The following is a 12,712-nucleotide window of genomic DNA, read 5'->3' on the forward strand; positions in this document are numbered from 1 at the left end:
GTAACAGAAATTATTAATTCTATGTTAAAATAGAGCTTTAATTTACTTATTTTGGATGAAAATTATAGGTATAAAGTTGAAGTGAGAAAGAATAACTGATATAATCTTAATTAGTATTTATGTGATGATTATAGCTAACAAACCTTAGATAGAAAGAGTGAGGATGATTTTAGATGAAAATATTTAATAAGATATTTGGTACCTACAGTGAAAGAGAAATTAAAAGAATTATGCCAATAGTTAAAAAGGTTAATTCTCTTGAGGAGATTATAGAAAAATTAAGTGATGAAGAATTGAAACAAAAAACAGAAGAATTTAAAGGTAGATTAAAAAAGGGTGAGACTTTAGATGATATTCTTCCAGAAGCTTTTGCGGTAGTTAGAGAAGCATCTAAAAGAGTTCTTGGTCTTAGACATTATGATGTTCAGATTATAGGTGGAGTTGTCTTACACCAAGGTAGAGTTTCAGAGATGAGAACAGGAGAAGGTAAAACTTTAGTTGCCACTCTACCATCTTATTTAAATGCCTTAGCTGGTAAGGGTGTGCACATAATCACAGTTAATGACTATCTTGCTAAGAGAGATAGAGATGAAATGGGAAGAGTTCATGAATTTCTAGGTCTTACAGTAGGAGTTATAGTTCATGGTCAAACTCAGATAGAAAAACAACAAATGTATAATTGTGATATCACTTATGGTACTAATAATGAATTTGGATTCGACTACCTAAGGGATAACATGGTAGTTTATAAAGAAGAAAAAGTTCAAAGAGAATTAAACTATGTTATTGTGGATGAGGTTGACTCAATACTTATAGATGAGGCTAGAACTCCACTTATAATATCAGGTCAAGGAGATAAGTCTACTGATTTTTATAGAATTGCAGACTTCTTCGTTAAGGGATTATTAGAAGAAGATTATTTAATAGATGAAAAGAGAAATTCCGTTATTCTTACTGATGAAGGTATAGCAAAGGCAGAAAAGTACTTCCACTTAGAAAATTATGCAGATCCTGAAAATATGGATATTCAACACCATTTAGTTCAAGCGTTAAAGGCAAATCACATAATGAAGAATGAAAAGGACTATATAGTAAAAGATGGAGAAGTAGTTATTGTTGATGACTTTACAGGAAGACTTATGGAAGGTAGAAGATATAGTGATGGATTACATCAAGCTATTGAAGCAAAAGAGGGGGTTAAGGTTGAAAAAGAGTCTAAAACTCTTGCAACTATAACGTTCCAAAACTACTTTAGAATGTATACTAAGCTTGCAGGTATGACTGGTACTGCTGAGACTGAAGAAGCTGAATTTAGAGATATTTATGGTCTTGATGTAATAGTAATACCAACTCATATGCCGATAGCAAGAGTAGACCATCCAGATGTTGTTTATAAGACTATTAAAGGAAAATATAAGTGTTTAGTAGATGAGATAACTGAAACTCATAAAAAAGGTCAGCCAGTTTTAGTTGGTACAGTAAGTATAGATAAGTCTGAAGTAATTTCTGCTATGCTTAAGAAAAAAGGAATACCACACCAAGTATTAAATGCCAAGTACCATGAAAGAGAAGCAGAAATTGTAGCATTAGCTGGACAAAAGGGTGCTGTAACTATTGCTACTAACATGGCTGGTAGAGGTACTGATATTAAGCTTGGAGAAGGAGTAGTAGAACTTGGAGGCTTAAAGATATTAGGTACAGAAAGACATGAATCAAGACGTATAGATAACCAATTAAGAGGACGTTCTGGTCGTCAAGGTGACCCAGGTGAATCTAGATTCTATATTTGTCTTGAAGATGATTTAATGAGAATATTTGGTTCTGAGAGACTTGGAGGTATGATTGATAAATTAGGGCTTCAAGAAGAAGATGCCATTGAGAGTAAAATGGTTAGTGGGGCTATAGAAAGTGCACAAAGAAAAGTTGAAGGAAATAACTTTGATGTTAGAAAGAATGTTGTTAAATATGACGACGTAATGAATAAACAAAGAGAAATTATTTATAAACAAAGACAAGAAGTTCTTATGGGAGCTAATATAAAAGATCAAATACAAACAATGATACAGGATGTTATAGAAAGTTCAGTTAATACTCATATTAGTGGTGTAGATGATACTTTTGAAGATGAATTAAATAAATTAGTAAAATACATGGAAGATATATATCTACCTAAAGATACTGTTACAGTAGATGAAATTGCTAAGTTATCTAATAATGAGATTGTAGAATTATTACTAGATAAAGCAATAGAATTATATGCTGAAAAAGAAGTAGAATTTGGCGAAGAGCAAATGAGAGAAATTGAAAGAGTTATCCTACTTAAGATAGTTGATTCTAAGTGGATGGATCATATTGATAGTATGGATCACTTAAAACAAGGTATAGGACTTAGAGCATATAAGCAACAAGATCCAGCTCAAGCATATCAAATGGAAGGTAGCGAAATGTTTGCGGAAATGATAGAAAATATTAAGCATGAAACAGTTAAGTATCTATTCCATGTTAAAGTTGAGAAGGCTCCAGAAAGAGAAAGAGTAGCTGAAATAACTTCAACTAATGAGGATAATTCTTTAAAGAAAGAGCCAGTAAAAAAACAAGCTAAACCAAATAGGAATGACCCATGTCCATGTGGATCAGGATATAAATATAAGAACTGTTGTGGAAGAGGAGAATAAAAGTGATATTACAATTAGAAGAATGCTTAAATGAAGTAAATGTCATCAGTGGAAAATTACAAGAATTGAAGGTGTCTCTTTGACATAGCAGCAGAAGAAAAGAAATTATCTGAACTTGAGTTTAAAATGCAGGAAGTGGATTTTTGGAGTGATATAAATAAGGCACAAGAAATTACTCAGAATGCTAAATCGATAAAGGATAAGTTAGATAATTTTAATAATTTGGATATTAGAACAGAGGATGTTCAAATTTTGATAGAGATGAGTTTGGAGGAGGAGGATTCCTCCTCTTACAAGGATATAAAAAGTGAATTAAAGTCCATAGGAGAAGAGATAGAAAATCTTAATATAGAAACTCTTTTAAGTGGAGAATATGATAGAAACAATGCTATACTGGAGCTTCATACAGGTGCTGGAGGTAACGATGCCCAGGACTGGACTAATATGCTATACAGAATGTATACTAGATGGTGCGAGGCCCATAGTTTTAAGGTTACAGTTTTAAACTATGTGGCAGATGATGAAGCTGGAATTAAAGCAGTTACTATTAAGGTTACTGGAGATTTTGCCTATGGATATTTAAAATCAGAAAAGGGTGTTCATAGGTTGGTTAGGATATCACCCTATAACTCTAGTGGAAAAAGACAGACATCCTTTGCTGGATGTGAAGTTTTACCAGAGCTTACTGAAAATCAAGATATAGAAATTAGGTCAGAGGATTTAAAAATAGATACCTATAGATCTAGTGGGTCAGGTGGACAGCATGTAAATACTACAGATTCTGCAGTAAGAATAACCCATATACCTACTAATATCATAGTGCAATGTCAAAATGAAAGAAGTCAGCACACTAATAAGGAGTATGCTTTAAAGATGCTGAAAGCTAAGCTTATAGACATTAAAATTCGTGAGCATAAGGATAAAATTGAGGATATAACAGGGGAAATAAAGGATAATGCATGGGGAAGTCAGATAAGATCCTATGTATTCCACCCTTATAATTTAGTTAAGGATCATAGAACTGGAGCTGAAACTTCTAATGTAGGTTCAGTAATGGATGGAAATATAGATATGTTTATAAATGAATATCTAAAGCAAATAAAAGAGTAGTTTCAATTAACTACTCTTTTTTGTGTTGTAATAGATAGCACTTAGAATTAGAGAAGCACCTAAGGATAGAAATAGAATTAATTCTAAATGATTATATAGTATATTACTAGAATAACTATCTTTAAATATTTGAGTTTTCATAACACTAAAGCATCTATCAATTGCTTCTTCACTAATATATTCTATTTTATCATTTGGGGTATGAATTCTAGATAAATCATAGTCACAAAGGGTTACAGCCTCAATCCCTGCATCTACAAAGGAACCATGGTCACTAGAATTCTCAAAGATGTAATTAAAATATATTTTTTTATCTTGGAATGCCTTAGTTAATTCTTCTACTATAGGAGTTTTAGCCGTATTAGTTTTACCAGCCATAATACAAAGAGGGGTACCGTCATAGCTTCCAATCATATCAAAGTTATAAACCCTACTTCCAGATATTAAGTCCCTATATTCTTCTACAAAGGCTTTAGAGCCTTTAAGTCCAAATTCTTCAGCATTAAAGGAAACAAAGATTATATCTCTATCAGGAATGCCTAAGGTTTTAATGTACTTAGCAAGCTCTAAGAGAAATGATACTCCAGAAGCATTATCCAAAGCTCCATTATAAACAGTTCCACCTAGATCAGTACCTATATGATCGAAGTGGGCACCTAGGATTAAAGGTGGAAGAGATGAATCTTTACCTTTAATTACACCTACTATATTATTGATACTTGCTTCTTCTATAGAATAAGGGATATAGGTGTAGATTGAAAAACCTTCATTTAAATAACTTTCTATTTCGGCAAGAGTTTCCTTTGTCACTGTAATAAACAGTCCTTTGTTACTCTCTTCGTAAAAAGAACTTCTAAACCCAAGAGTATTATTAGAAGAAGTATAAAATATTGCAGTCCCCATGTCATTAGAAACTGCTATTGCATCATTGTTTCTAGAAGAGACATCTAAGTTATCAAACTCTATCTCTGTATTCCTAAAGTTAAGCAAATCTTCTTTGTAATTAACACCGTATTCTAAAATCTTATGTATTTTCTTATCCTTATCAATAACTGCAATCATAGGTTCATCTGACAAACTCTTAGGGTAATTTACTTGAAAGCTTTGGTAATAGCCATTACTTAGGGGTTCTAATCCTATGTGTTCAAACTCATCCTTTATATAGGCGCCAACTAAAGCATTTTCTAAGGTTCCACTTAATCGACCTTTAAACTCATCAGAAGATAGATAATGGATAGTTTCTTTTACTTCCTTAGCATCGAAGTTTTTAGTTAGCATTAGGCTATTATAACTGATGGAAGAAAGGATTAGGGAAAAGGTTAAAAGAGAAGAAACTATAAATTTTTTCATGGCATCACCTTAAACATTACTATATTAGTATATGTATGAAAAAGTTATTTTGATTATGATAAATTTGCTAATAATGTGATAAAATTAAAGAATACTATGCTTAGAACAATCAGGAGGAGTAAAGATGTCAATTATAAACGAGAAGTTAATTAAAGAGTTTCCTATGAGCAAGTCTCAAGTGGAGGATGTAATAGAATTATTAGATGAGGGTAATACAGTGCCTTTTATAGCCAGATATAGAAAAGAAAAAACCGGTGGTCTTGATGATGTAATCTTAAGAAAATTTTCAGAAAGACTTACATATCTAAGAAATCTTCAAAATAGAAAGGAAGATGTTATTAGATTAATTGATGAGCAAGAAAAACTAACAGATGAAATTAAAATTTCTTTAGATAAAGCTGAAACTTTAACAGAAGTAGAAGATATTTATAGACCATTTAAGCCTAAAAAGAGAACAAGAGCTATAATAGCTACAGAGAAGGGATTAGTGCCATTAAGTGAGTATATCTTATCTGGAGGGGGAGAAAAATCTCCTGAGGAGTATGCTGCAGAGTTTATAGATGAAGATAAAGGCGTAACTTCTATAGATGAAGCATTACAAGGAGCTATGGATATTATCAGTGAAAAGATTAGTGATAATGCTAAGTTTAGAAAGTGGATAAGAGATTATGTGGTAAACAATGGAGTTATAGAAACTAAAGGAAGCAGTGAAGAGAGAACTCAATATGAAATGTATTATGAGTATAGTGAAAAGGTAAAATTCATACCTTCTCATAGAATTCTTGCTATAAATAGAGGAGAAAATGAAAAAGTTCTTTCAGTCAAGATTACCTGTGATGTAGAAAAAATAAAAAGCTATATAAGCAAATTTATGGTCACTGATAATATGAAGTGCAATGAGTGTATTAATACCAGTATTGATGACTCTATAAAGAGATTAATATATCCATCTATTGAAAGAGAAGTACGTAATATGCTTACAGAAAAAGGAGAAGATGGGGCTATAAAAATATTTAAAGAAAACCTTAAGGCGCTTCTTATGTCTCCACCTATAAAGGGAAAAACTGTAATGGGCTTTGATCCAGGTTTTAGAACTGGATGTAAAGTAGCAATTCTTGATGATACAGGTAAGTTTTTAGAGTATGTTACAGTTCATGCTACAGCTGCAAGTGAAGCTAAGGTTAAAGAGGCTAAAGAAATATTAAAGAAGATGATGATAAAACACAATGTAGATGTAGTTTCTCTTGGAAATGGTACTGCCTGTAGAGAGTCAGAAGAGATATTAGGGGAAGTTATAGCACAGATAAAGAAAGAAACAGGTAAAGATATATATTATGTAATAGTATCTGAAGCAGGGGCCTCAGTTTATTCTGCATCAGAGCTTGCAACAAAAGAATATCCAAATTTAGATGTTACGGTAAGAGGAGCTATATCCATAGGAAGAAGGCTTCAAGATCCTCTTGCTGAGTTAGTAAAGATAGATCCTAAATCTATAGGAGTAGGTCAATATCAGCATGATGTTACTGTAAAAAGATTAGATGAATCTCTAAAAAATATAGTTGAAGATTGTGTTAACAATGTAGGAGTAGATTTAAATACAGCAACACCAGCACTTTTATCTTATATTTCTGGAATAAATTCTGGTATAGCTCAGAATATAGTTGCCTATAGGGATGAAACAGGCAAGTTTAAATCAAGAAAAGAGCTTTTAAAGGTAAAGAGGTTAGGAGCTAAGGCCTATGAGCAATGTGCAGGATTCTTGAGAGTTGATAGTAGCAAGGAACCTTTAGACGGTACATCTGTCCATCCGGAAAGCTATGAGGCTTGCAAAAAACTTATGACTATCCTAGGATATGATGGTAAAGATTTAAGTAGTAAAAATATAGAGGGTATAGATGAAAAGGTTAAAGAGGTAGGAGTATTTAATTTAGCTAAAGAAGTAGGTATAGGAGAACCAACTCTTTTAGATATCATAAAAGAACTTAAAAAACCAGGAAGAGATCCTAGAGAAGAAATGCCAAAACCAATATTTAAAACTGGGGTTATGGAATTATCTCAGCTTAAAAAAGGAATGAAATTATTAGGAACCGTTAGAAATGTATCGGATTTTGGTGCCTTTGTAGATATTGGAGTACACCAAGATGGTCTTGTTCATAAAAGTCAATTAAGTGATAGATTTGTTAAGCATCCACTAGATGTGGTTAAGCTAGGAGATGTAGTAGAGGTTACAGTAATAGATATTGATGAGAAGAGAAATAGGATATCTTTATCAATGAAAAAAGATGTAGAGTTAAAATAAACTCTGTTTATGTGGAATAACACTTAAAAAGTAAGATATAAGTTTAAAAATATCGTTAAAAAAATATCTATTTTATCTATGAATTTTAAAAAATATATTGAAGTGTAATGATTTTAATGGTAAGATTAAAGTGTAATAAAAGTTAATAATGCACTTCAGGGCGGGGCGTAATTCCCCACCGGCGGTAAAGCCCGCGAGCCGAAAGGCTGATTCGGTGAAACTCCGAAGCCGACAGTATAGTCTGGATGAAAGAAGTAGGTATATAGTATTTTAGTGATGCTTGTTTTAGCCCTGATTTTTAATCAGGGCTTTTTTAGATTTGTTATAAGTATTATATTTAACAATCAAGTTCTAATGAACAGTATTAATGAGACAGTCATTAGAGAAATAACAAATCTGAAGGCATTAGGGTACTATAAACAGAATTCTTAGCTTCTTTGAAGGTTAGGAATCGTTATCCAGAGACGTAGACACTCTTAATACCCACTTCGAAGAAGATGAGAATATTAGAGTGGATAGTCATCGGATAAATTCACCCTATGAAGTATGCAGTAAACTTAGGGGGTATTAATAATGAACACATCTAAAAATGTAAACAGGTTAGTAAAAATCTCTTTATTAGTAGCAATAGCATTTATATTAATGTTATTTGAATTTCCAATACCAGGATTTCCACCATTTTTAAAACTTGATCTTAGTGATTTACCAGCACTTATAGGTGGATTTGCATTGGGACCAGTGGCAGGAGTAATTATAGAAGGTGGAAAAGTAATATTAAATCTAGTTTTTCATGGCACTTACACCGGTGGAGTTGGAGAATTTGCTAACTTTTTAATTGGTGGGTCTTTTGTGTTTGTAGCATCATATGTTTATCATAAAAATAAAACTAAAAAGAGTGCAATTATAGGATTAATTTTAGGAACTATAATAATGACTATAGTAGGAGCAGTATTTAATTACTTTATACTAATTCCATTATATGCTACAATAATGGGTGGCATGGCTAATGTTATAGGAGCATCAGCAGCAGGAAACTCTAATATTTCTAGCTTAACAGGAATAATTGTTCTAGGAATAACTCCTTTTAATATTATAAAAGGGGCCATAGTATCTCTTATAACCTTCGTATCTTATAAGAGAATATCACCACTACTAAATAGAGAGAATGTTTTAGCTGAACAAGCTATGAAAAAGGGTGCCTAATAAAAATGTACTAAATCATATCTTTAACAATTTAAAAAATAAGTTGAAGTTAAAATTAAAATATATAAAGATAATTTACAAAAAGACGATAAAAGAAAAATTCTTTTATCGTCTTTAAAATTTTAATATATACCACCTATATGTTGTGGTTCCACATAATGTATCCATCTTCTTTTGGATGTTGATAATAGTTTTTCCTTATACCTTCTACAGAAAAATGGTGTTTTTTATAAAGATTTATTGCAGCTATATTAGAGGCTCTAACCTCTAGAGTCATAGAAACAATATTTATATCCTTAGCAATTGTAATGAGGTTTTCTACTACCACATCTCCAAAATTATTTCTTCTATAGTCGGGATGAACTGCTATATTGGTTATATGACCTTCATCAAAGACAACCCACATTCCACCGAAGGCTACAACTTTATTACCTAACTTTACAACTATATAGACAGCGTTTTTATTAATTAGTTCTTTTTCCATAGATAGGAGAGACCAAGGGCTTGAGAAGCTTAGGTCTGAAATTTCTTTAACTCCTAATATATTAAGGGAACTCATTCTTTCAACGGTTACATCAGTCATGATTTTTTACCTTTTCTTCATATTCACGCTCGGCTTGGCAAAGTCTAAGATATACAGGTGAACTACTAAGTACATTATCACCTTCATTGTTTATTAATCTAAGATAGCCTAAGTAGCCTATAGAAGATGCCTTTGTCACATTGATATGACTAGGTGCTATGGAAGCATTAGGTAGAGAAGTTAATATGGCATCCTTAAATTTTGATGTACCATCACCTATAAAAGTAATAGGCTCATTAAATCCTGAGCATTTATTTATTACATCTTCCATTGATAATAATTCAGGCTCACCTAAGACTACTAAATTATTATTTTCAAATTTATAGAAATTAGTATATACATTACCCCTCAACGCATCAATTATAGGACAAATAATACCTTGGATATTAAAGAGATTATTTGCAAGTCCATCTAAAGAATTTATAGACACAAAGGGTTTATTAGTTGCTTGCACAAGACCTTTTATAGTGGACATACCGATTCTAAGACCAGTAAAAGAACCAGGGCCGCTAGAAACTACAAAGCCTTCTATATCTGATATGGATAAACCACAATTTTTTAAAAGGTTATCTATCATAGGCATCATAATTACAGAGTGTTGCTTTTTATAATTTATAATAGTTTCCCCTAATATCTTATCGCTATCAATAATAGCCACAGTTGCACATTCAGTTGCAGAATCTAAGGATAAAATCTTCATAGCTTCAACTCCTTTATATAATTATATCTATCATTAGTATAGGAAAGAGTAATCTTTCTATAGGTTTCACCTAAGTCTGGAAGTTTAGCTATGTTTATAGTTAAACTTTCTTCTGGTATTAAATCTTCGATATAGTTAGCCCATTCAATGACGCTAACTCCATTTCCAAATATATATTCATCAAAGCCGATGGCAGCAATCTCATCGGGATCATTTACTCTATACACATCAAAATGATACAATTTTAATCTACCTTCATATTCATTAACAATTGTAAAGGTAGGACTAGTTATACATTCATCTATGCCAAGACCTTTTGCAATTCCTTTGGTAAGATGAGTCTTACCAGTACCAAGATCACCTATAAGGCATAAAACATCATTTTCTTTACACATTTTTCCTAGCTGTATACCTAGGGAATCTAATTCATCAACATTACTAACTATAAATTCCATATGATTCACCTCATTAATATTTTAGCCTAAAAGAAAAAAAATGAAAAGCAAATAGTAAAATTACTTTTCATTAAATAACTGTATAATAATTAAATTAAGGTTTCTTTTCTACCCGAGATACTAAAGTATTTTTAAAATGTCTTACTGCATTACCACAAATTAAGTTCCTATTTACCATATCATCTAATATATTAAATGCTTCGTACATATACATACCTTTTCTATAGGGCCTATCAGCAGTTAAAGATTGATATATATCACATACTCCAATAATGCGGCATTCTTCACTAAGGTCCTCAGCCTTAAGTCTTCGTGGATAGCCTTTACCATTTAATTTTTCATGATGACTAGAAGCCCATAAACTAATATCAGATATGTGGTCTATTTTATCTAGAATTAATTTAGTATAGTAGGTATGAGATTTGATAATAGAATATTCTTCTTCTGTTAAAGGACCATCTTTGTCCAATATACTGATGGGAATAGCTAATTTTCCAATATCGTGAAGTAATCCTGCAATTTTCATTTTAAGACACTTTTCTTCAGTGTAGCCTAAATGCTTAGAAACATTATAAGCTAAAGTAGCAATTTCTTTAGAATGTTCTGCAGTAAAAGAACTCTTATTATCAATAATGCTTGCAAATACATCAGCAATTGCTTCAAATTCCGATAGAGAGATAAAAATATCTTTCTCCGGTATTATATTATCAAGTATGAAATTCATATTAGGTAAATTTATAAGGTTTAACCAAAACTCTTCTTTGTCAGCTACCATGAGAAAAGCTTTTACAACCTGTGGTGAAAATAAAGTTTCATTGTGTAGTTTTACCCAATCAATAAGAATATCCTTTTGGATGTGGTAAGGTTTAGAATAATCTACCTGGATTTCAATTAAATCAGCTATTCTGAGAATTTGAGCTTCTATAGGAATTAGTGAACTTTTTAATTTTAAGCATCCACTACCATCATAATTTTCATGATGATAACGTATTATATCATATACTTGTATTAAGGATGGAATACGTTGAATCATTTCAGAGCCAGCAATGCAATGCTTTTTTATATACCATTTTGAGGTGTGAGACTCATCAAATATATTTTGAGTTCCAATATCATGAATCATACAAGCAATATATAAATTGTAGTAAGAATTTTCATCTAGTTTCATAGTTTGAGCAATTTCTAAGGCTATATATGAGGTGCATCTAGAATGATTAGAAAATTGCTTATTTGAAATATCTTTAGCATGTGTTGGGTTTATAACATCCTCAAATTTACCCCAATCATTGTCTGTAAGATCCAAGGATAATGATAGAGCAGAAACTATATTCTTTATACTAATATTCATTTTGTCCTCCAAAGCATACCATTTATCTATATAAAAATTTTAGCATATTTGGCAGTGGAATGGTACTAAATATTGTAAAAGTAAATTTATATTTAAGTAAACAAATCTATATATTTTACGTATTATATTTTGGATACGTAAAATAGTAATAATTGATGCAATAATCAAAATATATTTAATATATTAATAATGAAATATATTAAAATACTAACATAGTATACTAAAATAAGGTATAATATAGAATAACAAATAAGTAGAGGAGGATAAATTATGTTTGTAAATAATTTGATGTTATCTAGAGAAAAGTTAATAACTGTAACACCAAAGGTAACCATAGGAGAAGCTCTTAAGGTAATGGAAGAAAATAAGTTTTTATCCATACCAGTAGTAGAAGGAGATAAATTCTGTGGAGTAATTTCAAAAGAGCAAATATACACATACTACTATGAAAAATCTATAGAGAGACAGTGTTTACTATCAGATTTTCTAGTTGAAAATGTAATGAGAACTGATGTACCATCAATAACTCCTTTTAATGAAATTGAAGAGGCTGCACATTTCCTAGAAACTAAAAGTGTTTCCTTTGTACCAGTAATAAATAAAAATGGAGAAATGCAAGGAATAGTAACACATCACGGTATTTTTCATCAATTTACAGAATTGTTTGGATTAAATAAAGGTAAACGATTAGCTGTAATTGCTTATGACATACCTGGACAAATATCTAAACTATCAAAAATAATTACTGAAAACAAAGGGCAAATTATAAGCTTTGTAGTTGTTGATCCTAAGAGCATAACAGAAGTTAAAGAGATAGTAATAAGATTAAGCACAGACAATATGGATGAAATTCTTGAGAAGGTGAAAGAAGCTGGATTCAAGATACAGTAGCATATCGTTGAGTATGTAGGTGAACTACATACTCAACAGTACATAACTATATATTAAGAAAAGATTAATATATTTTAAATACATAATTAATACAGTAG

Annotated in this window: 10 protein-coding genes and 1 riboswitch; of the genes, 5 read left to right on the forward strand and 5 right to left on the reverse strand. The window is 31.2% G+C overall.

Features of this window, described 5'->3' with window-relative positions; all coding sequences use genetic code 11:
- Nucleotides 1–173: 173 nt before the first annotated feature.
- Nucleotides 174–2,675: a preprotein translocase subunit SecA gene (gene secA / locus B3086_RS13790; RefSeq protein ID WP_346847017.1), complete on the forward strand. Its 2,502-nt coding sequence runs from the start codon at nt 174–176 to the stop codon at nt 2,673–2,675.
- A 2-nt stretch (nt 2,676–2,677) separates the two neighbouring features.
- Nucleotides 2,678–3,785, forward strand: a protein-coding gene (gene prfB, locus B3086_RS13795; protein WP_346847018.1) for a peptide chain release factor 2 whose coding sequence is annotated in 2 segments (ribosomal slippage) — nt 2,678–2,755 and nt 2,757–3,785 — 1,107 coding nt in all. Because the reading frame shifts where the segments join, the coding sequence is not laid out codon by codon here.
- A gap of 6 nt (nt 3,786–3,791) precedes the next feature.
- On the opposite strand, the gene B3086_RS13800 is transcribed toward prfB, so the two are convergent.
- Complete coding sequence (locus B3086_RS13800) at nt 3,792–5,135, reverse strand: M28 family metallopeptidase (RefSeq protein WP_346847019.1); 1,344 nt, start codon at nt 5,133–5,135, stop codon at nt 3,792–3,794.
- A 124-nt stretch (nt 5,136–5,259) separates the two neighbouring features.
- Here B3086_RS13800 and B3086_RS13805 point away from each other — a divergent pair, with 124 nt between their 5' ends.
- Nucleotides 5,260–7,434 (forward strand): Tex family protein, encoded by a 2,175-nt coding sequence (locus B3086_RS13805; protein WP_346847020.1) that lies wholly within the window; start codon nt 5,260–5,262, stop codon nt 7,432–7,434.
- Between the two features lie 147 nt (nt 7,435–7,581).
- Nucleotides 7,582–7,695, forward strand: a riboswitch (FMN riboswitch).
- Nucleotides 7,696–8,007: 312 nt separating this feature from the next.
- On the forward strand, nt 8,008–8,637 hold the full coding sequence (locus B3086_RS13810) for an ECF transporter S component (RefSeq protein WP_035129749.1): 630 nt from the start codon (nt 8,008–8,010) through the stop codon (nt 8,635–8,637).
- A gap of 136 nt (nt 8,638–8,773) precedes the next feature.
- Here B3086_RS13810 and rimI read toward each other — a convergent pair whose 3' ends face one another.
- From rimI to B3086_RS13830, 4 genes are all read right to left on the reverse strand, one after another.
- Nucleotides 8,774–9,220 carry a ribosomal protein S18-alanine N-acetyltransferase gene (gene rimI / locus B3086_RS13815; protein ID WP_346847021.1) on the reverse strand — a complete coding sequence of 149 codons (447 nt, stop codon included), beginning with the start codon at nt 9,218–9,220 and terminating at the stop codon, nt 8,774–8,776.
- A complete protein-coding gene (gene tsaB, locus B3086_RS13820; protein ID WP_346847022.1) occupies nt 9,213–9,920 on the reverse strand; it encodes a tRNA (adenosine(37)-N6)-threonylcarbamoyltransferase complex dimerization subunit type 1 TsaB in 708 nt (235 codons plus the stop codon). The genes rimI and tsaB overlap by 8 nt, the downstream gene beginning before the upstream one ends.
- The gene (tsaE, locus tag B3086_RS13825; protein ID WP_346879765.1) at nt 9,917–10,375 is read right to left on the reverse strand and encodes a tRNA (adenosine(37)-N6)-threonylcarbamoyltransferase complex ATPase subunit type 1 TsaE; all 459 of its coding nucleotides are present in this window, start codon (nt 10,373–10,375) and stop codon (nt 9,917–9,919) included. Before tsaE ends, tsaB begins: the two co-directional genes overlap by 4 nt.
- A gap of 94 nt (nt 10,376–10,469) precedes the next feature.
- Complete coding sequence (locus B3086_RS13830; RefSeq protein ID WP_346847024.1) at nt 10,470–11,723, reverse strand: HD-GYP domain-containing protein; 1,254 nt, start codon at nt 11,721–11,723, stop codon at nt 10,470–10,472.
- A gap of 270 nt (nt 11,724–11,993) precedes the next feature.
- Between B3086_RS13830 and B3086_RS13835 the strand changes: the two genes are divergently transcribed.
- Nucleotides 11,994–12,614, forward strand: a complete 621-nt coding sequence (locus tag B3086_RS13835; RefSeq protein ID WP_035129736.1) for a CBS domain-containing protein — start codon at nt 11,994–11,996, stop codon at nt 12,612–12,614.
- The last annotated feature ends 98 nt before the right edge of the window (nt 12,615–12,712 follow it).

Origin of the sequence: Clostridium sp. UBA871, from assembly GCF_002295255.1 — a bacterium.
GTDB lineage: Bacteria > Bacillota > Clostridia > Clostridiales > Clostridiaceae > Clostridium_J > Clostridium_J sulfidigenes.

What these genes read in the sequence shown, in the direction of transcription:
- tsaE (WP_346879765.1), bottom strand. Translation starts at nt 10,375, where the DNA reads ATGGAATTTATAGTTAGTAATGTTGATGAATTAGATTCCCTAGGTATA.
- tsaB (WP_346847022.1), bottom strand. Translation starts at nt 9,920, where the DNA reads ATGAAGATTTTATCCTTAGATTCTGCAACTGAATGTGCAACTGTGGCT.
- B3086_RS13810 (WP_035129749.1), top strand. Translation starts at nt 8,008, where the DNA reads ATGAACACATCTAAAAATGTAAACAGGTTAGTAAAAATCTCTTTATTA.
- B3086_RS13800 (WP_346847019.1), bottom strand. Translation starts at nt 5,135, where the DNA reads ATGAAAAAATTTATAGTTTCTTCTCTTTTAACCTTTTCCCTAATCCTT.
- B3086_RS13830 (WP_346847024.1), bottom strand. Translation starts at nt 11,723, where the DNA reads ATGAATATTAGTATAAAGAATATAGTTTCTGCTCTATCATTATCCTTG.
- B3086_RS13805 (WP_346847020.1), top strand. Translation starts at nt 5,260, where the DNA reads ATGTCAATTATAAACGAGAAGTTAATTAAAGAGTTTCCTATGAGCAAG.
- secA (WP_346847017.1), top strand. Translation starts at nt 174, where the DNA reads ATGAAAATATTTAATAAGATATTTGGTACCTACAGTGAAAGAGAAATT.
- B3086_RS13835 (WP_035129736.1), top strand. Translation starts at nt 11,994, where the DNA reads ATGTTTGTAAATAATTTGATGTTATCTAGAGAAAAGTTAATAACTGTA.
- rimI (WP_346847021.1), bottom strand. Translation starts at nt 9,220, where the DNA reads ATGACTGATGTAACCGTTGAAAGAATGAGTTCCCTTAATATATTAGGA.